The organism is Sorangium sp. So ce394, assembly GCF_051474665.1.
GTDB classification, from domain to species: domain Bacteria; phylum Myxococcota_A; class Polyangia; order Polyangiales; family Polyangiaceae; genus Sorangium; species Sorangium cellulosum_D.
This window is the reverse complement of record NZ_CP150339.1, coordinates 2751816-2775789: the sequence shown is the minus strand read 5'-3', so window position 1 is coordinate 2775789 and position 23974 is coordinate 2751816. Positions and strand designations below refer to the sequence as shown.

The 23974-nt window shown below is 74.0% G+C and carries 13 protein-coding genes; all 13 read right to left on the bottom strand.

Annotation, left to right across the window (positions count from 1 at the left end; translation table 11 throughout):
* Positions 1-94: 94 nt before the first annotated feature.
* The gene (locus tag WMF33_RS10275; protein ID WP_437336987.1) at positions 95-3322 is read right to left on the bottom strand and encodes an efflux RND transporter permease subunit; all 3228 of its coding nucleotides are present in this window, start codon (positions 3320-3322) and stop codon (positions 95-97) included.
* A 44-nt stretch (positions 3323-3366) separates the two neighbouring features.
* Positions 3367-4458, bottom strand: coding sequence for an efflux RND transporter periplasmic adaptor subunit (locus WMF33_RS10270; RefSeq protein ID WP_437336986.1), 1092 nt, complete (start codon positions 4456-4458; stop codon positions 3367-3369).
* 701 nt (positions 4459-5159) lie between these two features.
* On the bottom strand, positions 5160-6758 hold the full coding sequence (locus tag WMF33_RS10265) for a glycoside hydrolase family 57 protein (RefSeq protein ID WP_437336985.1): 1599 nt from the start codon (positions 6756-6758) through the stop codon (positions 5160-5162).
* A gap of 108 nt (positions 6759-6866) precedes the next feature.
* Entirely contained in the window at positions 6867-7763 is an 897-nt protein-coding gene (gene hemC / locus WMF33_RS10260) for a hydroxymethylbilane synthase (protein WP_061621267.1), read from the bottom strand.
* A gap of 4 nt (positions 7764-7767) precedes the next feature.
* Positions 7768-9357: a glutamyl-tRNA reductase gene (gene hemA, locus WMF33_RS10255; RefSeq protein WP_437336984.1), complete on the bottom strand. Its 1590-nt coding sequence runs from the start codon at positions 9355-9357 to the stop codon at positions 7768-7770.
* 5 nt (positions 9358-9362) lie between these two features.
* Positions 9363-10274 carry a cytochrome c biogenesis protein CcsA gene (gene ccsA, locus WMF33_RS10250; protein ID WP_437336983.1) on the bottom strand — a complete coding sequence of 304 codons (912 nt, stop codon included), beginning with the start codon at positions 10272-10274 and terminating at the stop codon, positions 9363-9365.
* Between the two features lie 266 nt (positions 10275-10540).
* The gene (locus tag WMF33_RS10245) at positions 10541-10942 is read right to left on the bottom strand and encodes a hypothetical protein (protein WP_020734041.1); all 402 of its coding nucleotides are present in this window, start codon (positions 10940-10942) and stop codon (positions 10541-10543) included.
* A gap of 84 nt (positions 10943-11026) precedes the next feature.
* Positions 11027-11845 (bottom strand): CDP-diacylglycerol--serine O-phosphatidyltransferase, encoded by an 819-nt coding sequence (gene pssA, locus WMF33_RS10240; RefSeq protein ID WP_044985697.1) that lies wholly within the window; start codon positions 11843-11845, stop codon positions 11027-11029.
* 176 nt (positions 11846-12021) lie between these two features.
* The gene (locus WMF33_RS10235) at positions 12022-15576 is read right to left on the bottom strand and encodes a hypothetical protein (protein WP_437336982.1); all 3555 of its coding nucleotides are present in this window, start codon (positions 15574-15576) and stop codon (positions 12022-12024) included.
* The gene (locus WMF33_RS10230; RefSeq protein WP_437336981.1) at positions 15573-16745 is read right to left on the bottom strand and encodes a hypothetical protein; all 1173 of its coding nucleotides are present in this window, start codon (positions 16743-16745) and stop codon (positions 15573-15575) included. The genes WMF33_RS10235 and WMF33_RS10230 overlap by 4 nt, the downstream gene beginning before the upstream one ends.
* A gap of 136 nt (positions 16746-16881) precedes the next feature.
* Complete coding sequence (locus tag WMF33_RS10225) at positions 16882-17610, bottom strand: hypothetical protein (RefSeq protein ID WP_437336980.1); 729 nt, start codon at positions 17608-17610, stop codon at positions 16882-16884.
* A 282-nt stretch (positions 17611-17892) separates the two neighbouring features.
* Positions 17893-21891, bottom strand: coding sequence for a serine/threonine-protein kinase (locus tag WMF33_RS10220; protein WP_437336979.1), 3999 nt, complete (start codon positions 21889-21891; stop codon positions 17893-17895).
* Positions 21892-22118: 227 nt separating this feature from the next.
* The gene (locus WMF33_RS10215; protein ID WP_437336978.1) at positions 22119-23876 is read right to left on the bottom strand and encodes an AAA family ATPase; all 1758 of its coding nucleotides are present in this window, start codon (positions 23874-23876) and stop codon (positions 22119-22121) included.
* Positions 23877-23974: the final 98 nt, after the last annotated feature.

Genomic DNA, 23974 nt, shown 5'->3' with positions numbered 1-23974 from the left:
GCGAGCGCGGCGCGCTCGACCGGCGCCGCGTCGCGGCGGCGCGGGGGGCCGGGCGCGGCGCGCCGCGGCCCCCGAGCGCCGCCAGGCAGCGCGGCTAGTCGAGGTGCGCCCCCGCCGGCCGGCCGCCCTCGTGCGCGATGGCGGCGCGCGCCGCGGCGCCGTGGTGGCCCGCCGCGACGACCCCGTCGCCCGCCGGAGCGACGCCGCCCTCCCCCGCCCCGCGAGGCGCTCCCGTATCGTCGTCGCCCCGCATGAAGGGCAGGACCCGCTTCAGCCACGACGAGACGTCGTCGAAGAGCGAGTAGGCGACCGGGGTCGCGAGCAGCGTCAGGAGGAGCGCCATCGTCTGCCCGCCGATGATCACGAACCCGGTCGCGCGGTTGGTCCCCGAGCCCGCGCCGCTCGAGGCGACGAGCGGGATCATGCCGGCCACGAACGCGAGCGTGGTCATCAGGATGGGCCGGAGCCGGTCGCGGTTCGCCTCCAGGATCGCCTGCGCGCGCGGCAAGCCGTGCTCGCGCAGCTTGATGGTGTGATCGATCTGGAGGATCGAGTTCTTCTTCACGACGCCGAACAGCACGACGATGCCGAGCAGCGAGAAGATGTTGAGCGACTGCCGGAAGATGATGACCGAGATGAACGCGAACGGCACCGTCAGCGGCAGCGACAGGAGGATCGTGATCGGGTGCAGCCACGACTCGAACTGCGCCGCGAGCACGAGGTACATGAAGACGAACGACAGGAGCAGCGCGACGAGGAAGCTCTTCATCATCTTGGCGAGCTCCTTCGACGCGCCGACGGGTCCTGCGGAGTAGCCGGGCGCCAGGTTCAGCTGCGCCACCGCCTTGTCGAGCTCCTGCACGACCGTCTGCTGCGAGTAGCCCGCCTCGAGGTTGGCCATCAGCATGACCTGCCGCTGGCGGTTGTACCGCTCGATGCGCGACGGGCCCGTCCCCTCGTTGAACGTGACCACGTTGTCGAGCGTGACCGCGCCGAGCTTGGTCGACGGCACCGTGATCTTCGCGAGGCCCTCCTTGTCGGAGCGGAAGCTCGGCAGCGCGCGCGCGCGCACCTCGTACTGCTCCCCGCCCTCGTTGTAGGTCGACACCTTGTACCCGCCGACCAGGAGGCGCAGGGTGCTGGCCACGTCGCCGACCTGGACGCCGAGATCGGCGGCCTTCTTGCGGTCGATCTCCACCCGGATCTCCGGCTTGCCGACGAGCAACGACGTGTCCGGATCCACGACGCCCGGCATCGCCTTGAGCTTCTGGAGCAGCGCGTCGGAGTACAGGCCGATCTTCTGGAGGTCGGGGCCCTGCACCTGGTACGCGATCTGCGCGCTCTGGCCGCCGGAGAACGCGGGCACGACGCCGATGCTCGCCCGGAGCTTCTCCGCGTCGAACCTCGGCTGGAGCTCGCGCCGGGCCCGGTCGATGAGGTCCTGCTGCGACAGCTCGCGCTCGCTCACGGGCTTGAGCTTCACGTAGATGTTGGCGAGGTTCGGCGTCTTCTGCGGATCGTCGCCGATCGTCGTCAGCGTGTAGCTCACGCCCGGGAGCTTCTCGATCTCCGAGGCGATCCGCGTGGCGATGACGCGCGTCCCGTCGAGGCTCACGCCCTCGGGCGCGCGCAGGGTGACCTGGAACTGCGACTCGTCCTCGACCGGGAGGAAGTTGAACTTCGCGAGACCCCCGAGGACCGGGATCGAGAACAGGGCCAGGACCGAGGCGAGCACGATCACCCAGCGGTGCGCCATCGACCAGCGGAGGAGCGACATGTAGCCGCGCTCGATCGGCCCGTAGAAGCGCGACTCCTTGGAGCTGTGGGAGCCGCCCTTGTCCGGCTTCTTCAGCCACCGCGCCGACAGCATCGGCGTCAGCGTGAAGCTCACGATCAGCGAGACCAGGATCGAGAACGCCATGGTGAGGCCGAACGAGTTCAGGAAGCGGCCGACGATGCCGCTCATGAACGCGACCGGGAGGAACACCGCGACCAGCGAGAGCGTCGTCGCGAGCACCGCGGGGCCGATCTCCCGCGTGCCCTGGAGCGCCGCCTCCCACGGGCTCGCGCCCTTCTCCTCGATCCAGCGGTAGCAGTTCTCGAGGACGACGATCGCGTCGTCGATCACGATGCCGACCGCCAGCGTCAGGGCGAGGAGCGTGATGCCGTTGAGCGTGAAGCCCGCCACCCTCATCAGGGCGAACGTGGAGATGATGCTCGTCGGGATCGCGATCGCGGAGATGACCGTGCTGCGCGCGTTCGCGAGGAAGAGCGCGACGATGATCGCGGCGAGCAGCGCGCCGAGCACGAGGTGCTCCTTGACGGCGTTGACCGAGTTCTTGATGAACTCCGACTGATCGCGGGCGATGACGATCTGGTAGCCCGGGGGGAGGCGCTTCTCGACGTCGCTGATCCGCGCCTTCAGGCCGTCGATGACCTCGACGGTGTTCGTCCCGCTCTGCTTGCGGATGCTGAGGAGCACGGCGGGGTCGAGCCCGCGGAAGCCGGCGGACTCCGGCTCCGCCATGCCGTCCTGGACCTCGGCGACGTCGCCGAGCCGGACGGAGTAGCCGTCGCGGTTGGCGAGCACGATGTCCGCCATCTGCTCGACCGACTGCACGCGGCCGCGCGTCCGCAGGGTGAGCGCCCTGCCCCCTTGCTCGATGCGGCCGGCGGGGATCTCGACGTTCTGGCTCGCCAGCGCCTGGGCCACCACGCCGCCCGTCAGCGCGTACTTCTCGAGCTTCTCCGGATCGATCCAGATGTTGATCTGGCGGCTGCGGCCGCCGATGACCAGCACCTGGCCGACGCCGGCGAGCGACTCCAGCTCGCGCCGCAGCGTCTTGTCGGCGAACTCGGTCACCTCGCGGACGCTCGCCTTCGGCGACGAGACGGCGAGCGTGAGGATCGGGGCCGCGTCCGGATCCAGCTTGCCCACGATCGGCGGATCGATGCCCTCGGGGAGCTCCGCGAGGATGCCCTCGACCTTGTCGCGCACCTCCTGCGCGGCCACGTCGACGTCCTTCTCGAGCTGGAAGGAGATCATGACCTGGCTGAGCCCCTCGACCGACGCGGAGCGCAGCTCGTCGATGCCGCTGATCGTGTTGACCGCCGACTCGATCTTGTCGGAGATCTCCGTCTCCACCTCCTCGGGCGCCGCGCCGGGGAGGACCGTCGTCACGACGATGAACGGGAACTCGACCTTGGGGAACCGGTCCACGCCGAGGCCGAAGTACGAGAACGCCCCGAGCACCGTCAGGAGCAGGACGATCACCGACGCGAACACCGGCCTACGGATGCAGATTGCCGCGAGCCATTGCATGGTCGCTACCTTTCTTCAGTAATGAGACGCGCAGCGCGCTCGGCTCACTGCGCCGCCGCGATCTCGATGCCGTCCGCCAGCTCGCTCACCTTGTCGATCGCGACCTCTTCCCCATCGGCGACCGGGCCGATCACCTCGACGAGGCCGTCGACCTTGCGGCCGGTCTTGACCAGCCGCTCCGTCACGCGATCACCGGACCTCACGAACACGCGCGCGCTCGTCCCGGAGGTGCCGATCGCCGCCTCGGGCACGAGGAGCGCCGTTTTTGACTCGCCGGTCAGCGCCAGCTGACCTTGCGCGAAGAGGCCGGGCCGGAGCTTCCCGTCGCTGTTGTCGAACTCGGCCTCGACGGGCAGCGTGCGCGAGGAGGCCTTGAGGCTCGCGCCGATGCGCTTCACGACGCCCGGGAACGTGCGATCGGGGAAGGCGGCGACCGAGATGCGGACCGGCTTGCCGACCTCGATGCTCGCGATGTCCGCCTCGGGCACGTCGATGCGGAGCCGCAGCGGGTTGTCGCGGACCACGACCGCCACCACGCGGCCCGGGCTCGCGAACTCGCCGACGCTGATCCGCTTCTCGGCGACGGCGCCGTCGAACGGCGCCCGCACCGTCGTGTCGGCCACCGACTTCGAGGCGAGCCCCGCCTGCGCCTGCGCCGACGAGAGCGCGGCGACGGTCGCGCGGATGCCGTTGACCGCGGCCTCGTACTGCGCGGTCGCGTTCTGCGCCTGCGTGCGCGCCGCGTCCCACGTCGACTGGGCGACGGCGCCCTGATCGAAGAGCTGCTTCACGCGGTCGGCCTCGGCCTTCGCGAGCTCCATGCTCTGCTTCGCGGCCCGGACCTCCGGCACCTGGTCGGGATCGATGTCCTTCGGCGACGCGCCCTGCTGCAGCGCGAGCTTGGCCCGGGCCTGCGCCACGGCGGCGGAGGCCGCCTGCGACTGGAGCGCCAGGTTGCGCGCGTCGAGCACGACGAGCGCGTCGCCCTTCTTGACCCGGGAGCCCACGTCGACCTCGACGCTCACGACCGAGCCGGCGACCTGCGTCGCCACCTCGCTGGTCTCGTCGGCGACGAGCGTGCCGCTGATGTCGAGCGTCTGCGGGAGCGGGCGCGCGGCCACCTTCCCGAAGCGCACGGCGGGCTTCTCGCGAGGCGCGGCGGTGTCGCGCGCGGGCGCGGGCTTCGCCTCCGCTTCCGGGCGCTTGCAGGCGGTCAGCGTGGTCGCCGCGAGCGCGGCGACGAGCGCCGCGACGACGGCGGCGCGGGAGTGATTCGAGGCGGCGCTACGAGCGCCGAAAACCCGTCGAGCGATACGGCGCTCGGGTCCGCAAGGAGGATGTGTCATGGGGAGTCCGCCCGGTTCTTTGCCAGCGCCTGCCGGTGCGGTCCAGGAGCAAAGCTGGCGGGCACCACAGTAGGGTGCTGACCGGCCGGTCATCAAGGGGGTGTTCCGGCCAATGTCTCCGTCCTCCTCGCACTTTATGCCGCCATGGCCGAGGAAAACGTGCTGCGCGCCGCGCTCGGGGTTGCGCCGGTCGGCGCTCGGCAATGAAACGGAGCGGTGAATCGCCGGTCATCGTCCGGAAAGGGGGCGCCGGAGCGGTGAGCCGCCGCGCCAATGCGCCCTCCTCAGCGCCGCGCGCCGCGGCCGCCGTGGCATCCGCGGCGCAAGGGTGCTGCGCCTCGAGGCAGGCCGCCAGCGGTCGCGGCAAATTCCGCCATAGAGTATTTCAATAAAGGTGCATTCTAGTGTGTGTGTATTCGGGATGTTGAAAGCGGTTCAGCTCCTGATCTCCGGAGATGTCCGGGGACGGGGCAGCGCCGTTGAGACACCGCTCATCGCCACGGGTCGAAGGCGTCCTGGAGCGCAGGGCCCGAGAGCTCGGCGAGGAACGGATCGAGCGCGCAGAGCGCGTCGAGCCAGGCGACGTCGGCGGAAGCGGCCGAGGGCTCCTGGGCGAGTCCCGCGAGCCGGCGGGCGCGCGCCGCGTGGGCCCGGCTGCGCGCCTCCGCGTAGGGGACCATGTCGCCGGCGGACATCATGAACGCCCAGTCGCTCGACTGGAGGAGGAGGAGCTCGCGGATCGCCTGGTCCAGCGCGCGACCGGGCAGGCCGCCCGCGCCGCGGCGGCGCGAGAGCGCGCCCAGCACCGCGCGCTCGGCGTGATGGGCGTGCCGCCACAGGCGCGCCGCGCTCGGGCCCGTCCAGTACGCGCCGAAGCCGCCTTCGCCCCACGTGGAGGCGGCGGGCGCGACGACCTCCGCGGGCGGGTGGCGCTCGAGGTAGGCGCCGAGCGCGATGGGGACGGCGCGATCCGAGGCGGCGAGGCCGCGCAGGGCGTGCTCGAGGAACTCGGGCCCCTCGAGCCAGAAGTGGCCGAAGAGCTCGGCGTCATAGGGGGCCACCAGGATGGGCGGGGCCGGCGCGCCGTGGAGCGACGCGAGCGCGGCCTCGCGGCGCGCCACGAACGCCGCGGCGTCGGCGCGCGCCTGCGCGGACGCGCGGGCCGGGTCGTACGGCGCCTTGTCGGGGCCGGGCCCGGTCACGCGGTGGAGCTTGAGGCCGGTCATGAGCCGGGCGCCGCCGGGGCCGATCTCCCCGTCGAGTTCGCGCTCGGGCAGGTCGAGCCCGACGTCGCGGTAGAACTCGCGGTAGACCGGGTGGCCCGGGTAGCCGGCGTCGCGCGACCAGACCTCGCGCGCGCTGTCGCGATCGCGCCCGAAGCACGCGACGCCGGCCGGCGAGCGCACGGGGACCGACGCGCCGGCGGACGGCGCTGGCGCGGCGAGCGCGAGGGCGTGCGCGTCGAGCACGGTGAAGCGGACGCCGGCCGCGGCGAGATCGGCGTCGATGCCGGGCGCGTAAGCGCACTCGGGCAGCCAGAAGCCGCGCGGCTCGGGCGCGCCCGTGAGGGCCGCGAAGGCGCGGCGGCCGAGCCGGATCTGCGCCCGGATCGACGCCGGCGTGGGGAGCAGGCCGGGCAGGTACGCGTGCGTCGCGGCGGTGGTGAGGAGCTCGACGCGGCCCGCGGCGGCGTGGCGCAGGAGGGCGCCGGGGACGTCGCCGCCCAGCGCCGCCCAGGCGCTCGCCGCGCCGGCGAGCCGCGCGCGGTAGAACGCGGCGGCCGCCGCGAAGCCGCTGCCGGCGAAGCGGGCCTCGACCCGGGCGGCGAGCGCCGTAATCCGGCGGAGGTGATCCTCGAACCGGCGGAGGAGCAGCTCGTCGCGCAGCATCGCGAGGAGCGGCGGTGAGACGGAGAGGGTCAGCGGGGCGACGACGCGATCGGCGGCGAGGCGATCGAGGACCCCGAGCAACGGGAGGTAGCACTCCCAGAGCGCCTCGAAGAGCCAGCGCTCCTCCAGCGAGCGCGCGTGCTCGGGGTGGCGCACGTATGGCAGGTGGGCGTGGAGGACGAGGGCGACGTAGCCCGGCATGAGCGCTGGCCGGCGGGAGATCGCCGGCGGGAGATCGCCGGTGGGCGCGATGTCGCACGGGCGCGCCGGCGCGGGAAGCGTCGGAGCACCGGCGTCGGCCCGTGCGCCTCAGCCTTTCTTGAGCTCCATCCCGAGGTCCTCCCCCAGGCGCGCGGCCTCGCGCTCGTCTCCGGGCCACGGGACGCGCCGCTCGGCCCTCCGCAGCCGGGAGCCGTCGGGCTCGGCGAGGAGCGCCCGCAGCCAGAGCGCGCCGCCGTCCCGCACCGCGTAGGCGGCCACCGGCGTCCGGCAGCTGCCTTCCACGGCCGCCATCACGGCCCGCTCCGCCGTGACGCAGACGGTGGTCTCGCGGTCCGCGAGCGCCGAGAGGACGCCGCGCACGCCGGCGTCCTCGGCGCGGCACTCGATGCCGAGCGCCCCCTGGCCGATCGCCGGAAGCGACACCTCGGGCGACAGGACCTCGGTGGCGCGATCGGCGAGGCCGAGCCGCTTCAGGCCGGCGAGCGCCAGCACCACGGCGTCGAACGACCCGTCGAACACCTTGCGGAGGCGCGTGTCGACGTTGCCGCGGACCGGCTCGATCGCGAGATCCGGGCGCGCCTCGCGCAGCGCGACCGCCCGGCGGAGGCTCGAGGTGCCGACCCGGGCGCCCGCCGGCAGCTCCGCGAGCGGGGCGCCGCTCCGGGTGACGATGACGTCGCGAGGATCCTCCCGCGCGGGGATGCAGGCGAGGCACAGCGCCGGGGCGAGCTCGGCGGGGACGTCCTTGATCGAGTGGACCGCGAAATCGGCGCGCCGGTCGAGCAGCGCCTCCTCGAGCTCCTTGATGAACAGCCCCTTGCCGCCGATGTCCTGGAGCGAGCGATCCTGCGTCTTGTCGCCCGAGGTCACCACCTCGAGCTCGCGGAGGGAAAGATCGGGCACCGCCGCCTCGAGGGAACGGGCGAAGGCGCGGGACTGGGCGAGGGCGAGCGCCGAGCGGCGCGTGGCGAGGGTGAGCTCCATGGGGTCACGCTCCCTTTAACCCAGCTGCGCGCACGGCCGCGGCCGGATTCGCGACGGCCAGGACGCCGGCCTCGGCGGGCTGGGGGCGCGCGCTGGGCTGCCGGGCGTAGCGGCCGTCGTCGTCCGCGACCTGAGGGCGCGGGTCGACCTGCCGCGGCGAGGCGCCGCGCGCGCCGGAGGGCGGCGGCGCTGCCCCGCGGGCGGACCGCGGCGTGGGAGGGCCCTCCGCGGCGACGCGCAGCTCCCCCTCGGCGAGCGGGGCGGCGGCGCTGTCGGCCGGCGCGCCGTCGATGTCGAAGAGCTCGCGGAGCGAGTCGACGTGCTCGGCGACGCGGGGATCGGTGGCCATGGCGCGGAGGCGGGTGGTGGGCACGTGGAGCAGCTTGTTCGTGGCGGCGTCGACCATCAGCGCGAGCGCCTGGCGCTCGGCCGGGCCGAGGTGCCGGAGCTTGCCGGCGAGGCTGCGCTCGACCTCGGCCGCGAGGATGGAGCGCGTGCGGGCCCTGAGCCCCACGATCGTGGGCGTGAGGGCGCGCTCGAGCGTCCACGTCTCGAAGGCGTGCGCCTCGTCCGCGACGATCGCCTCGGCCCGCGCCGCCTCGGCGGCGCGCCCCTCGACCGACTGCGCCACGATCTGCGAGAGATCGTCGACGTCGTAGAGGTAGACGCTGTCGAGCTTGTTGACGGCGGGGTCGATGTCGCGCGGGACCGCGATGTCGATGAGGAACAGGCTCCGGCCCTTCCTGGCCTTGCGGGCCCGGCGGACGAGGTCGAGCGTGACCACGTAGCTCGGGCTCGAGGTCGACGAGATCACGATGTCGGCGTCGATGACGGCGCGCTCGAGCTCGGCCCAGGGGCGGGGCTCGCCGCCGACCTCGCGCGCGAGGGCGGCGGCGCGATCCAGGCTCCGGTTGACCACGACGAGGCGGGCGCCGGCGCGGACGAGGAGCTTCGAGGCGGCCTCGGCCATCTCGCCGGCGCCGATGAGCAGCGCCGTGTGCCCGGCGAGATCCGCGAAGATCTGGCGGGCGAGATCGATGGCGACGCTGGAGACCGAGACCTGGCCCGCGCCGATCGCCGTCTCGGTGCGCACGCGCTTGCCGACCTTGATCGCGCGGTGGGCCGCGCGGCCGAGCCGCGCGCCGAGGGTCTTCGCCCCGCGGGCGATCTCGATCGCCTCCTTCATCTGCCCGAGGATCTGCGGCTCGCCGACGACCATCGAGTCGAGCGACGCGGCGACGCGGAAGAGGTGGAGGACGGCATCGCCGCCGACGCGGCCGGCGAGGTGGCCGCGGACGCCGTCGCCGCCGAGGCCGACGAGGACCCCGACCGCGGCGCGCAGCGCCTCGTTGTCGGCCGCGAGCTCCTCGTCGGACGGCGGCGCGGCGCCGCCGGGGCGGGACAGCCCGGGCGCCTGCTGCCGCGGCGAGGCGTAGACCTCGACCCGGTTGCAGGTGGAGAGCACGAGCGCCTCCCCGATGGCGGGGTGCGCGGTGAGGCGGCCGAGCACCTCGGGGAGCCGATCGCGGCCGATCGCGAGCCGCTCGCGCACCTCGATGGGCGCGGTCTTGTGGGAGAGCCCGACGAAGATCACGGGCGCTAGCCTCCGAGCCCCGCGGCGGGGCGGACGAGGTAGATCACGAGCACGGCCGCGGCGCAGGCGAGCCCCGCGATCGTGCCGTACGCCGCGCGGCGGCCGCGCCAGCCGGCGGCGGCGCGCAGGAGCAGCACGAGCGCGATGAGGAGCCAGGTGGCGTAGCCGAAGATGGCGCGCATCACCTCCTCGGTGCTGCCCATCTCGAGCTGGTGCGCCCAGTACGTCCCCGTGACGATGCCGAGCGTCAGCAAGGGGAAACCGGCGATCAGGAACCGGTGGACGGCGTGATCGAGGGTGTCGAGCGGCGGGAGGCCGCCCATGCGCTCGACGTGCCGCTTCCGCTTGAGGCGCTTCTCCTGGACGAGGTAGAGCGCGGCGGCGGCGCCGGCGAGGAGGAAGAGGGCGATCCCGAGCAGGTTCGCCATGACGTGGGCCGCGATGAACAGCGGGCTGAGCTTCTGCTCGGAGTGCGGCTTGCCGAGGAAGAAGGTGCCGAGCAGGAAGGCGAGCCCGAGCGGGCCGATGAGGAGCCCGAGCGCGTCGATGCGGAAGCGACGGCGGGCGACGAGGTACACGGCGATCGCGAGGAGGGACGCGACCGAGAGCATGAAGTGGACCGAGTGGACCGGGCAGACGCGCGCGACGAAGCTGGCGAGCGTGACGTAGGTCGCGTGCCCGAGGGCGCCCAGGCCGAGCAGCAGGGGCGCGTGCCGCGACGCGCGCGCGGCGGCGGTGGCGCTCGGCCGAGCGGCGGGGTCGTGGGCGTGCGCCCCGCCGCCGAGGAGGCGCGGGAGCTCCCCCGAGGAGGGGAGCCGCGCGCGGCTGCGGGCGACGTCGAGGAAGAAGAGCGCGCTGGCGGCGCCGTAGAACAGGAGCGCGAGCGCAAAGCTGATCCCGGAGATGACCTCGGGCATGGCCCCCGTTATAGCCTGCCTTACCGGGGATGGCCCGCCGCGCTCGGAGGGGGGCGCGTACCGTCGTCGGAGCCGGCCCGACAGCGCGAGGCCCCGATCGGAGGGTGGGGCCCCGGGGCGACCGCTGCGCCCGGGGGCGCCGTCGCGCCCGACGGGTCGCCGGCGGCTGCGGCGCCGTCGCGCCCTGCCGGGGCGCCGCGCCGGGGGCGCTCCGGGCCCCGCCGGGGACCGCCGCGCGCCCGGCCGGTGACCGCCGCGCGGCGGCGCTACATCTTGCTCGTCAGGAACGCGGCGAGGAGCTCCTCGTCGCTGGTCAGGCTGCTGTTCGTGGCGGTCGACGCGGGCGCGGCCTTGCGGTGCTCGGCGAACGTGCCCACCGGCGCGCCGATGAACCCCGGGATCACGTCGTAGGCGTTGTCGCCGATGATCATCGACCCCTCGAGGATCTCCGCCCCGAGCTCTCGCAGGAACGCGCGCGTCTTGACCCGGCCGAGGACCTCGTGGACGTCCGCCGCCCCCGTCACCTCGCGGAGCACGCGGATCGCCTCGATGATCTTGTAGCGGCGGCCCTCGGTCTTGATCAGAAGCTCGTCGTTGTTCAGATCGACGCGGTCGCTCGCGATCCAGTCGTCGAGCGCGGCCTGCGGAAAGAACACGCGGTTCTTCATCGCGCGCAGTCTACTCAAAAACAGGCCCGAGCGGTTGGGCCGCGATGCCGGCGGCCCGGGGTCGGCCAGCGGCCGGGACCCGCGTCAGGCCGGAGGGGGCACCCGGGGCGGCGGCGCCGAGTCCCGCGACAGGCCGCGGAGGCGCGCCGGCAGGTGCCAGAGCGACTCGAAGATCCCGAGCAGCACGTAGAAGCCGAGCAGCCACACGAGCACGAACGCAGGCTGCAGCTGCGTCGAGATCACCGCGCTCGAGCCGACGGCGAACGCGACGAAGAGCACCGTGCGGACGTTGAGCCGGAGATCCTTGAAAGAGCGGAACCGGATCGTCGAGACCATCAGCAGCGACAGGATCGTCGTGGTCACGAGGATCGCCGGCGCGTAGCGCTCGCCGCCGATGTCGCCGGCGGCCGCGTGGTTCGCCACCACGATCGAGACCAGGATCCCCGCGGCGCCCGGGATCGGCAGGCCGACGATGTACTTCGAGGGCTTCGTGGGCTTGCCCGCCTCGCCCATGGAGAGGACGTTGAAGCGCGCCAGCCGGACCGCGCCGCACGCCGTGAAGATGAACGACACGAGCAGCCCCGCGAGATCGAAGCGGTGCAGCGTCCACTGGTACACGAGCATCGACGGCGCCACGCCGAACGAGACGATATCGGCCAGCGAGTCGATCTGCAGGCCGAAGGCGCTCTGGGTCTTCGTCATCCGCGCGACGCGCCCGTCGAGCGTGTCGAAGAACATCGCGAAGACGATGAGCAGCGCGGCGCGGTAGAAATCATCCTCCGACTGCGCGGTCGCCGAGCGCCGGATCGAGTCGAAGCCGCAAAATATCGATGAGAGCGTGATCAGGTTCGGAAGCAGGAACAGCGTCTTCCTGAGCTCCAACCGCCGTCGCTTCCGGATCATGCCGCCTCCCTTTCAGGCAGGCCAGGCTATCGCCGCACAGACCACGAACGCAAGCGCCGAAGCGCAGACGCGAACCGCTAGAAGGTTACCGCGAGCCGGGATCCAGGAGCGTTTCATCGCACCCTCTGCTGCGTTTCAGCCGTTCTTTTTCTCGGCTTTCGGCCGCCGCTCAGCGCTCAGCGCTCGGGGCGCGGCGAGCCGTCGAGCGCCGGCTCGCTCCATACCGCCTCCGGGACCTTCGCGCCCGGCTCGAAGCGGCAGGCCATCCGGCGGAGCTCGATGGCCGTGCCGGTCGCGCCCGACGAGCCCGCCGCCGCCCGGAACAGCCACGACTGCGCGAGATCGCCGGGGAGGATCGCGGAAAGAGGAGCCCGCCCGATCGCCCGGGCGTCCCAGCCGGCGACGCACGGCGCGGACGGCGTGCCGTGCAGCACCGTGGAGGCGGTCAGGAGCACCATCACCTCGGGCGCGCCCGACGGGCCAGCGGCGTCGGTGACGACGACGGGGTGGCGCGTGCCAGGGAACAGGGCCTCGCTGCCCAAAAAGAGCGGCGCTTCATGGCGCGCGGTCGCGGCGCGCTCGGCGGCAGAGCACGGGCGCGGCGCGTCGCCGAGATCGAACGGCGTCGGCAGCGGCCGCGCAGGGCCAAGCGTTCCGTCCTTGCGAAAAGGCTGGAAGAGGGCCCAGGCGATCGCGTGCCCTGGATCGGCGACCAGGGTCGTCACGCCGATCGACGTGCCCGCGTAGGTCCAGTCGGTGTGCACGAGCCGATCGCGGCCCGCGGGAGGCGCGACGGTCACGGCGTCGATCGCCCACGCGGGGCCCGGGCCGGGCGGGGCGGGCGCGCCCGCAGAGGGCGCCGGGGCCGGGCGGTGCGCGAGCAGCATCGCGGTCACCGGGCCGTTCGACGCCTGCCGGACCATCCCCACGCCGACGGGCTGGCCGTCCGCGAGGACGGCGTCGGCCCGCACGTCGAGGCCGCCGTGGAGGCCCGACGCGGGCCAGGACGGGAAATCGAAGCGCTGGAGCTTGCCGGACGGCTCGTAGAAGAACGTGAGCTCCGAGTGCGCGCTGCCGGAGTGCGGGCGAAGAAAGATCCCGCGCAGCGAGACCGACAGGAGCGCGGGGTCGTAGAAATCCTCGGGGGGCGGCGCGGGCGCGCGGCGCTGGCCGGGCTGAGGGCGCGCGCCCGGAGGCGCGTTGCGCGCGGCGTCCGGAGCGGGCTTCACGTCGCCGAGCTCGAACGGGCCGGCGTCGGGGATGACGCCGCGGCCCGAGGTGCCGTCCAGCCAGTTCTCCCATGCGACCTCGACGTTGCGCATCGGCGCGCCCGGCTTCGCCGCGCCGCCGGGGATCCGCACGCGCGCCGCGGCGTAGCCCTCCATCTGCGCGGTGAGGTTGGTCGCCACCCGCGCTCCCACGAGCCCCGCCGGCACCGCCGGCAAGAGCGATCGCGTGACGACGCGCGCCTCGCCGGCGCCGGACTCGGGGAGCGTCGCGGAGACGACGTCGATGGCGCCGCTCGGCGCGCGCGTGAGCAACGACCAGACCGACCGGCCGCGCAGGAGCTCGTCGGCGTCGGGCAGGCCGAGGCCGCTCGCGTCGACGTGGTCGATGCGCGTCCACTTCGAGGACGGCAGCGTCTCGCAGACGATGGGCGTGCGCACGGCGGGCTGGGCGCGCGGCGGAGGCTCCGGCGCGCGCGGCGGCGCGGCCTCGGCCTGGCCGCCCCAGCCGACGCGGGTCGCCACGTCGCCGAAGAGGCAGCCGCTCGCGCCGCACGCGACGGCGACCGGCGCCTGGGCGAGCTCGCGCGAGAGCGCCGGCATCTCCGGGAGCTCGACCCAGGTCACGCCGCCGTCGAGCGACTCCCAGAACGCCGCGACGTCCTCGCCGTCCGCGCGCCCGCGCGACGCCCGCGCCGACAGCGCGACCACGCGCCGCCCGAAGCCGGCGAGCGCCGCGCTCTCCGCCGGCGCGGCCGCCGCCGTGAGCACCCGGCCGTCCTCGTCCGCGGTGAGGTACGTGAGCGCGCCGCGATCCGAGAGCAGCAGGCCCACGGCGCCGTCGTCCGCGGGGCGGAGCGCGCTCTCCTCGACGATCTCGAGCCCCTCGGGCGACGCGCCCTCGGCCGGGCCGCCCTCGGCGTCCTCGTCCTCGTCCTCGGCGCCGTCCCCCCGCGCCGCCGGCGGCGCGCCGCCGGTCGCGTCGAGCGACCGCGGCGCGAAGGTCTCGCCGCCGTCGTGCGAGACGAACAGCGCGAGGCGCTCGTCCTTGCCGCGGTAGCCGAGGAAGTAGGCGGAGCGCCCGTCCGCCGAGAACGCGGGCAGCGCGGCGGGGGCGCTGAGCGTGGGGGCCGCCGCGAGGGTCACCGCGTCGCGCGCGTCGCGGGCGCCGTCGCGGGTGAGGAGCAGCGGCGCGGTCGGCTTGCAGCCGTCCGCGCCGTCGCTCGGCCTGCAGACGCCGGTCACGAGCGCCGCGCCCTCGGGCGCCACCGCGACGCCGACCTGATCGATGTCCGCCGTCTCCAGCGTGGCGGCCGGCGACCACGCGCCGCCGCCGTCCTCGCTGCGGAGCACCCGCGCCACGATGCGGTCGCCGTCCGGCTCGGCGCACACCGCGACCACCCGCCGGCCGTTCGCGCCGAGCTTGATGCTCCCGCACTCGCCCGTGCCCGGCAGGGGCGCTTCCTTGAGCGGCCCGTCGATGGGGCCGCTCGCGAGGCGCCACGGCGCGCCGGCGTCGTCCGGGCGCACCGCCTCGACGTAGCGATCGCCGGCGATCGCCGCCCGCCCGAGCCACACCGCGGCGGCGGACGGCGCGCGCGGGGCCGCGATGGCGAGCTCGACGTCGGCGCGCGGGAGCGTCGCCGCGCCGCGCGAGAACGCGGGCGCGCGCCGCGGATCCCAGGTCGCCGACGCGAGGAGGCCCTCGGCGAGGAGCTCGCCGCCGAGGACGCCGACGCGCGACAGGCCCATGGCCGGGAGCGGCGCGCGCGCCCAGGTGGCGCCGCCGTCCTCGCTCGCGAACAGGGCCTCGGGCAGGGCGAGCGCGAGCGCGCGGCCGCCCTCGGCCATGGCGACGCCGAAGGCGCGCGGCGGGGACCCGGCCTGCGCCGCGGCGCCGTCGAGCAGGGTCGGCTTCCACCCGAGCTCCTCGCGCCAGCGGAGCACGCCCCCGGCCCGGGTCACCCCGAGCAGAGAGCCGCCGGCGCCCGCGAGCTGCACGAGCGGCTCCGGCGGCGACAGCGTCCGCGTGAACGGCCCGAGCGGCGAGGAGGCCTCGTAGATCGACCCGCTCGCGCCGACGAACATCCAGGAGGCCGGCGAGCGCCGCACGATGGCGGTGAGCTCCTCGGGCGCGGGCGCGGCGCTCGCCCTGCCCTGCCCCGCGCACCGGACGGGCTGCGCGGCGGCGCCCGGCGGCGCGGCGGCGTCCGGTCGGGCCGCCGCGGCCGTCCGGGGCTCGGGCGTCACCGTCCAGCGCTGGCCGCCCTGGGCCACGACGACGCAGCCGCCGCCGGTGGACGGCGCCCACGCGACCGCGGCCTCGGGCGGCGCCGGGTGGTAGCTCCAGCGCGCCGGCGAGGCGTACGCGGCGCCCGCGATGTCGGCCGGCGGGGGCACGGCCGCGGCGGGGCGCGACGGCTGCGCCGGGGCGCTGGAGCAGCCCGCGAGGGCGCACGCCGACGCCAGGGCGAGGGGCGCGCGGCGCCGCGGCGGCGCGGTCATTCGACCCAGCGGGCCACGAACAGGTTGGTCTCGCCGGGCTTCGCGCCGTACCGGTTCGAGGCGAAGACGACGTGCTCGCCGGTCGGCGAGAACATCGGGAAGCTGTCGAAGCCCTCGTAGAACGTGACGCGCTCGACGGGCGGCACGCCGTCGGGCCCCGGGGGCCCCTCCGAGTCGACGAGGTAGAGGTCGAAGTTCGGCATGCCCCGGGCGCCCTGCGGGGTGCTGAAATCCGAAGCGAAGACGAGCCGCCGCGAGTCCGGCAGGAAGTAGGGCGCGAAGTTGGCGCGGCCGTTCCTCGTCACCGCGCGCGGGTTCTGCCCGTCGGCGCCCGCGACGAAGATCTCGAGGGCGCTCGGGCGGACGAGCCCCTTGGCGAGCAGCGCGCGGTAGTCGTCGAGCGCCGCGCCGGTCGGGCGGCTCGCGCGCCAGACGAGCTTTGTCGAGTCGGGCGAGAAGAAGGCGCCGCCGTCGTAGCCGGGCGTGCTCGTGATGCGCCGGACGTCGGAGCCGTCGAGCTTCGCGGTGTAGAGCTCGATGTCCCCGTCGCGCGTGCTCGTGAACACGAGGCGCGAGCCGTCGAACGCGACGGTGGCCTCGGCGTCGTAGCCTTTGCCCTGGATGAGGGGGCGGAGATCCGAGCCGTCGGGGTTCGCGGTGTAGATGTCGAACTCGTCGAGCGGCCACACGTAGCCCTGCGAGTGATCCGGCTTCGGCGGGCACGCCTCGCCGGCGGCGTGGGTGGAGGCGAAGAGGACGCGCGGCTGCGCCGGGGCCGGGGGCGCGGGGAAGAGGAAGTAGCCGCAGGTCGTCTTGCCCTGGCCGTTCGAGACCCGGCGGACCTCGCCGCTCTCCAGGTCGATCACGTACTGCTGGTCGCACGCGTTGCCGTCGCGGGTCGACTGGAAGATGAGCTTCCTGCCGTCGGGCGACCAGTAGGCCTCGGCGTTCTCGCCGGCGAAGGTGAGCTGCCGGAGGTCGGCGAGGTGCTTCTCGCGCGGATCGGCGGCGACGCTCTTGCCGGCGCGGATGCGGAAGGGGAGCCACTCGGGCTTCGCCGTGGTCGTCGCCTCGGGGATCTGGCCGAGGGGCTCCTTCGGCCGGGGCTCCGGCGAGGCGCAGGCGGCGAGGAGCAGGCAGGCGAGCAGGGCGGGCGGCCGTCGGTTCATGGCGGCGCGACTCTAGTACGAAAGCGGGGGCCCCGGCGACCGCGTGCGCGCCGAGCCGTTCGAGGCCGTGGAGCTGCCCGTCGGCGTGCGTCCTATTCGAGGGCGACGAGGAGCCCGCGGCAGGGACCTGATCCCGCTACTGCCGGAAGATCGTCACCGTCGTCGGAATCGTATGGCCGCCGCCGGAGCAGTTCCGGAAGCTGCCGTCCGACGCCGGGTTGCCGCAGCGATCGTCGCACTCGCCGAGGACCTCGACGACGCAGCCCTCCGCGTCCGCGCCCGTCCCGCCGCACACGCGGCGGATGAGCGTCGACCCGGGCGACCTGCACGCGAACCGGAGCTGCTCCGGCGCGAAGAGATCGCCGAAATAAGCCCCCTCCCGGTGAGGGAACGACTCCCGCTCCGCGGGCTCCAGCTCGAGGGCCTTGTTCTGGCCGCGCATCGAGATGGGGAGGCTCTCCCCGAGGTGGTTGACCCTGGCCAGCATGCAGGAGGACACCCACCCTTGGCATCGCGCGTTGCAGTGCCCGTGCGCCCTGCCCCACTCGGGTGAAAGACCGACATCCCCCTCGAAGACGTGAGTCTCGCCGTCCAGGGAGACCTCCACCGACTGCCCCGCCGGGAGCGCGCAGCCCACCGCGTACTTCAGGAACTCTCGGGCCAACGGATCCCGGAGCGCGTTCAGGACATCGCCGCTGCCGGCGATCGCGTCGGTGGTCAGCGGATTGCCAGTGAGCTCCCCCGTCGCGACCCTGTCGGTCGTGAGCGCGCTGGCCTTGAGCGCGTTCTTCGTGAATGCGTTCCGCGTGAACACCTCTTGCGCCGCCGTCTCGCTGTCCTCCTCGAAGGGGTCGCCCTCACTCATGCAGGCCGGCAAACAGGCAGTCATCAGGCCCAGGAACGAGATCGCGAGTACGATACGATTTCGCATAGCCCCCTCAATACCCATTCAAACATGCATCAGGAGTTTCCTCAACCCGTTTTCGGGAGGGACCTCAAGATTCCGCACCTGCGTCGATATGGCAAAAACAGCGTGTGAGCAGCCGGTTAGGCGCGCTCGTGGGCGGCGCGAGGACTTCGGGAGAGACGCTGGCAGGGAATCCTACGTTCGCTGGATCGCACCGTTATCCGTCGCGCCCATGTCGCATCATTGCCGAGCGTCGCTGTCGCCGAGCCACCGCGCCGCCAGCGCGAGCGTCTCGACGTTGTCGAGCGACGAGAGGAACCGATCCCGGTAGCGAGGATTCGAGATCTGCCCCGCGCGGGCGAGCACGCTCTGGCGCGCCCGCGCGACCGCGGCGATCCCTTCGTCCTGCCGGCCGCTCGCGAAGAGGGCCTCCGCCCGGACGAGCCGGATCAGCGACTCGCCCTCCTCGACCGCGCCGAGCGACTCGAGGAGGGCGAGCGCCTCGCCGGACAGCGCGAGCGCCTCGTCGGCGCGGCCCTTCCGGAGCAGCACGCGCGCGGAGAGCGCCCACGCCGCGGCGCGCAGCGGCGGCGCGCTCTGCAGGAGCTCGGCGGCCGCGCGGGCCTCGGCCTCCGCGGCGGCGAGGTCGCCGCCGAGCAGCGCCGCCTTCGCCAGGTAGGCGCGCGCGACCCCCTCGGCCCTCGGATCGCCCAGCCGCTGGAACGTCGCGATCGCCTCCGCCTCGACCCGCCGCGCCTCGTCGAGGTCGCCGCGGGCGATCATCACGTTGCCCAGGTTGCTGCGGGCGAACGCGGCCAGGTCCGTGAGCTCCATCTGCTCCGCGGCGCGCAGCGCGGCGCGCAGCGCGGCCTCGGCCCCCTCGTAGTCGCCGAGCTCCATGGTGACGGCGCCCAGGTTCACCCGCAGCGAGCACGCGTTGCGGCGATCGCCGCTCCGCTCGAACACCGCGAGCGCCGCCTCGATGCCCTCGAGGCAAGCGCCGGGATCGCCGAAGGTCATCGCGCGGATGGCGCGCGCCTCGTAAAGCCTGGCGCGCACCTCGACGTCGAGCGCCCGGCCCTCGTCCCCGCTGCGCTCGAGCGCGGCGATGATCCCGTCCGCGGCGGCGTAGCGGCCGCCGAAGACGAGCCAGAGGGCGCCCTCGACGAGGCAGATGTCCCGCCGGGTGAGCGCGCCCTCGCCGGGCGACGCGCCCCGCGCCGTCGCCACCCAGGACTCGACGCGGTCGAGCGCCCCCTGCTTGCCGGCGGCCATGACCACCTCGGTCGCGGCGGAGTACCAGGAGGGCGAGCCCGGCTCGAAGAGCGCGGTCGCCTCGAGCGCGCGCTGCTCGGCCGCGGCGAAATCGCCGCGCCACACGCGGGCCTCCGCCTCGACGAGGAGCAGCCCGCCCGCCTCCACCCCGGCGGCGCCGCACGCGAGGCCGCGCTCGGCGTGCCGGATCGCGGCGAGGAGATCGTTGCCGCGCAGGGACTGCTCCGCCGCGCGCCGGTACCACGCCGCCGCCCGCCCCGGCTCGGCGCCGCGCTCGAAGTGCTCCGCGAGCTCCGCCGCGTCGCCCTTCCCCTCCCCTTCCAGCCACTCGCCCGCGAGCCGGTGCCCGAGCTGCCGGTCGTAGTCCGTCAGCGCGCCGTACGCCGCCTCCCGCACGAGGCCGTGACGGAAGCTGTACTCGGGCTCGGCCTCGCCCGACGCGCCGAGCTCGAGCGCCGCGGCCTCGCACGCCGTGGGCGCGTCGCGCTCGGGCTCGTCGATGGGCCCCGGGCGCGGGGAGGAGGACAGCGCGGAGAGGAGGCCGTCGCCGCGCCGGCCAGGCTGCCGCCGCGCGACGATCACCTCGCGCTCGACGAGCTCGGCGAGCCGGTCCCCCACCTCGGCGTCGGCGCCGCCGAGCAGCGCGGCCACGCCCGCGGGCCGGAAGCTCTGGCCGAAGACGCTCGCCGCCCGGAGGACGCGCCGCGCCTCGGGATCGAGCGCCTCGAGCCGCGCCTGCACCATCGCCAGCACCGACTCCGGCAGCGCGGCGCCCCGCCCGTCGGCGGCGGCGCGGATCTGCTCTTCCAGGAAGAACGCGTTGCCGTCGGCGCGCTCGACCAGCGTGGCGACGACCTGCTCGGCGGCCGCGTTGCCGAGCGCCTGGCGCACGAGCCGCTCGCTGGCGCGGCGCGAGAGCCCCGTGAGCTCGATCTCCTGCACGCCGCGGCCGGCCCACAGCTTCGGGAACATCTCGCGCACCTCGGGCCGGCCGAGCGCCAGCACCATGAACGGCGCGTCGCGCAGGTTGCGGAGGGCGCTGTTGATCATGGCCACCGTCGGCAGGTCGCCCCAGTGCAGGTCCTCGAGCACGAGCAGCACCGGCTGCGCCGCGCACTCGGCGCGCAGGAACTCCTCCCAGGCGAGGTGCAGCTGATCGCCCATGAGCAGAGAGCTCCGGCGCGCCACCCGGAGCGCCTCGCTCTCGTCGTCCGGGAAGGGCGCCCCCACGAGCTCGCCGAGGAACGGCGCGAGGCGGGCGCCGTCCTCGCCGTGGCGGCCGACGCGCTCGCGGATCTTGCGCTGCACCGCCGCGGCCGGCGTGCCGTCGGCGACGCCGAGCGCGCGCCGGAGCACCTGCGAGAGGAGGCCGAAGGAGGCGCCGGCGCTCATCGGATCGCCGCGCGCGATCCAGATCTCCATCGGCTCGCCGCGCGCCCGGAGGCGCCGGAGCAGCTCGGTGCGCAGGCGCGATTTGCCCATGCCCGCGGGGGCGGTGACCAGCACCGCGGACGGGGTCTGCTCCTCGATGCACTGGACGAAGGTCGCCTCGAGGAGGGACAGCTCGCGGTCGCGGCCCACGCACGGCGTCGGCTTGCCGAGCAGGCGCGGCACCACCTCGAGGTCGTCGCGCTCGCCGCGCAGGAGGTGGCCGGCGGGGTCGGCTCCGACGTCGAACCGCGCGCCGAGCAGGCCGGCCGTGACCTCGTCGATGCGGACGACGCCGGGCCGCGCCGCGTCGCCGGCGAGGAGCGCCGCGGCCTGATCGATGAGGTTGCCGATCGGGGAGCGGGCGGTGAGCTCGGTGCGCCCCGAGACCAGCGCGACGGGCGCGCCGCCGAGCAGCACCTGCATCGCGAGCGCGCACCGCGCGCCCCGGGCGGCGAGATCGGTCGGCGCGACGGCGCCGGAGAGCACGACGACCGGCGAGCGCGACTCGATGATCTCGAGGCGGCCCTGGTGGCGCTCGGCCAGGGCGCTGAGCGCGCGCACCCGGAGCGCGTCCTCGCCCTCGGACCGGGTCGCGTCGCTGTCGAGCGCGCCGTCGCGGGCGAGGAGGAGGCAGATCATCCGGCGCTCGCCGGTGGTGAGCTCGGGGGCGGGGCCGCCGATCGGCAACGGGACGCGCCGCGAGCCGGGCGCGAGCTCGCCGAGCGACGCGAGCTCGGCGGCCACGGCCGCGCCGTCGCGGGGGCGGTCGCGCGGGGCCTTGGCGAGCATGCGCATGACGAGATCGTCGAGCGCGGCGGGCACCTCGCCGCGGAGCTCCCGGAGCCGGGGCGGATCCTCGAGGAGGACCTTCACGAGCACGGAGAGGCCGTCGTTGCCGACGAACGGGGGCCGGCCGGTGAGGCAGCGGTAGAGGACGCAGCCGAGGGCGAAGACGTCGGCGCGGGCGTCGATGGTGAGCTCGCCGCGCGCCTGCTCGGGCGCCATGTAGCCGGGGGTGCCGAGCATCACGCCGGGCATGGTGAGCTCCTGGCCGGCCTCCGCGACGCGCGCGACGCCGAAGTCGAGCAGGGTGACCTCGTCGACGGAGCCGCCGACGAGCAGGAGGTTGCTCGGCTTGAGATCGCGGTGGACGACGCCGAGGCGGTGGAGGGCGCCGAGCGTGGCGGCGACGCGCGCGCCGAGCGCGAGGCTCTCGGGCACGGTGAGCGGCTCGCGGAGGAAGCGCTCGGCGAGGGTCTCGCCGGAGAGCCACTGCATGGCGAGGAAGAGGTCGCCGCCCTCGGTCGCGCCGTGCGCTACGTACGCGACGATCCCGGGGTGACGGAGCGTGGCGAGCGCCTGCGCCTCGCGGAGGAAGCGGTGCGTCTCCTGGGGGCCGCGGCGCTGGAGGATCTTCACCGCGACCGGCTCGCCGGTGAGCCGGTCGCGGGCGCGGAAGATCTGCGCCATGCCGCCGGCGGTGGCGTGCCCCTCGATCTCGAAGCGGTTGCCGACGAGGTCCCCTGCGCGCATCAGCGGTACCCCTGCGGCGGCCCCGGGAGCCGCGGCGCTCGCCAGTGCAGTGCGTCGGAAGAGCCCATCGCAGTGGCCGAGGATATCCAGAACCGCGCCGCTTCCAGGCAGCAATTTGTGCTGTGAGGAAGGCAACCGTTACGAGATCCAGGTTACGGTTTGCCGCGGAGCGGTGCGTAAGGTGGGCAGGAGGTTGTGCTCCGCACCACGACACGTGTCCGGAGCGGTCAGTCCCGCGAGGGTCCGTCCTCGGCGCCGGAGAGGACTTCGGCGACGGGCCTGACCCAGGCGCGCTTTCCGTCGAAGACCGCGACCAGCGCGTGCACGGGCGCGGCGCCGGCGGCGATGAGCTCTGCCGCGTAGCGGCGATCGCGGACCTGCCGCGCGGCGGCGAGGAGCGCCTGCTCCGGCGTCTCGCCGCGCTGCGGCACCTTGAGCTCCAGCACGACCCCTGGACGCCCCGGCGTCCGCGGCCGCACGAGGACGTCGGCGCGGCCGAGGCCCGACTCGCGGTTGGAGCGGACGTCGTAATCGCCCTCGAGCTGCACCAGGAGGCCGAGGATGAAGCCGTGATAGAGCTTCTCCGGCTCCCGGCCGGCGGGGTCCTGGTAGGACATCACGGTGACGAGCAGCCGCTCGAGCAGCGCCTCCAGAGACGGCGCGTCGCCTTCGAGCAGCGCGCGGAGCAGCCCCTCGGCGTGCCTCCGCTCGGGCAGCCCGCGCCGGAGCCAGGAGCGGAAGAGATCGCGATAGGCGACGCGGACCTCGATGTTGGGAATCGCGAGCTCGGCGATGACGTCCCCGAGCTCCTCGCGCACCGCCCTGGGCGTGAGGTAGCCGGAGAAGAGGAGGAAGCTCCACAGCGCCTCGGGCTGCTGGTCCAGGTCGCGGAGGACGATGTTCTCGTCGATGTGTGCCTCGACAGGCTCGCCGCGCAGGAGCGCCTCGGTCTCGCTCGAGAGGCCGAGCCCGCGCCGCGCGATGAGCTCCTGGAGGAGGTCGGTCGAGGCGGTGTTGACCCAGTAGGGCCGGAGGGCGCCGCTGGCCACGCAGTTGAGGATCGACCAGGGATTGTAGATGACCTCGCCGCCGAAGAGATATCCGTTGTACCAGGCCCGGACCTCGTCGAGGCGCGGCGGCGCGTGCTCCGGGAGCGGCGCGGTCTGCCCGGCGGGAGCGCTGTCGGGCCGCGCGTGCTCAAGGACGCCGGCGACCTCCGCTTCGGTGAAGCCGAAGGACGTTGCGTAGCGGCGATCGTTCAGGATCGAGGAGACGATGACGTTGTTGAGGCCCGAGAAGAGGTTCTCCCGGGCGACCCGCAGCACCCCGGTGAGCACCCCCTTGAAGAGGGAGGGATTGTCCTTGAGGGCGGCAGAGAAGAAGTTCCGGAAGAACAGCGTCACCTCGTCGAAGAAGCCGTTGAGATATCCGGATTGGATCGGGGTGTCGTATTCATCGATGAGAATCATCACCCGGCGGCCGTGATGGCGCGCGAGGTGATCCGAAAGTTCCCTGAGCGAGCGACGGCAGTCTTCCTCGGTCGCTTCGCCATAAAGGATGCGCTCGAACCGCGGGCGCTCATGCGGCTCGAGCGCCCCTCCGTCGAGGAGATAACGATGCTTCGCATACAGGCCCTGGAGCTCGCTGCGAATCCCTTCCTGGGTGGTCTCGTAAGAGGCGGTCTTGATGTCCTTGAACGTGAGGAGCAGGACAGGGTGCTGCTGGAAATGCGCGCGGGCCGCCGGGTCGCTCCAGGCGGCGAGGTCCTGGAACAGCGGGGAGAGGTCCTCGTCGGATTTCCCGAGGAAATACGCGAGGGTAGATAGGTTCAATGTCTTTCCAAAGCGGCGCGGCCGCGGGAACAGGACGACCTGCGCAGGATCGGCGAGGAGCTGTGTGATGAACGAGGTCTTGTCGACGTAGCCGGCACCTGCGCGGCGGAGCTCGCGGAAATCGGACTGGCCGAGGGCAGGGACGAAGGGCATGGCTTCCTTCCTTCAATGGGGCCGCCGCCTTTCAGCGGCGGAGACGGGGCTCGCGGCGCGCACAGGGACTGTCCTCGGCCCCACCTCGCCCGTCAAGC